Raw genomic sequence first — 715 nt, 5'->3', positions numbered from 1 at the left:
TCCGAGGCTAGCCCTAAAGCTATTTCGGGGAGAACCAGCTATCTCCGAGTTCGATTGGAATTTCACCGCTAGCCACACCTCATCCCCGCACTTTTCAACGTGCGTGGGTTCGGGCCTCCAGTAGGTGTTACCCTACCTTCACCCTGGACATGGCTAGATCACACGGTTTCGGGTCTACGGCAACGTACTCTCGCCCTGTTCAGACTCGCTTTCGCTGCGGCTCCGTCTCTTCGACTTAACCTCGCACGCTACCGTAACTCGCCGGTTCATTCTACAAAAGGCACGCCGTCACACATTAATCGTGCTCCGACTATTTGTAAGCACACGGTTTCAGGTGCTGTTTCACTCCCCTCCCGGGGTGCTTTTCACCTTTCCCTCACGGTACTGGTTCACTATCGGTCGCTAGGGAGTATTTAGCCTTAGCAGATGGTCCTGCCAGATTCACACGGGATTTCACGTGTCCCGTGCTACTCGGGGTCCGTCTCGGAGAGACACCTGTTTGGGTTACGCGACTGTCACGCTCTCTGGTCAGCCTTCCCAGACTGTTCACCTACAGGTGTCTTTTGTAACTCCATGTGAGACGCCCCACAACCCCGCCAGGTAAACCTGACGGTTTAGGCTCTTCCCCGTTCGCTCGCCACTACTGGGGGAATCACTATTGTTTTCTCTTCCTCCGGCTACTTAGATGTTTCAGTTCACCGGGTGTGCCTTCTCG

1 rRNA gene is annotated in these 715 nt (G+C 54.8%); it reads right to left on the bottom strand.

From position 1 onward, the window contains the following. Nucleotides 1-715 (bottom strand): 23S ribosomal RNA (locus tag ACE99V_RS20430); the annotation flags it as partial.

Origin of the sequence: Brevibacillus soli (assembly GCF_044759095.2) — a bacterium.
Lineage (GTDB): Bacteria > Bacillota > Bacilli > Brevibacillales > Brevibacillaceae > JBIYSM02.
This window is presented reverse-complemented; position numbering and strand designations above follow the sequence as displayed.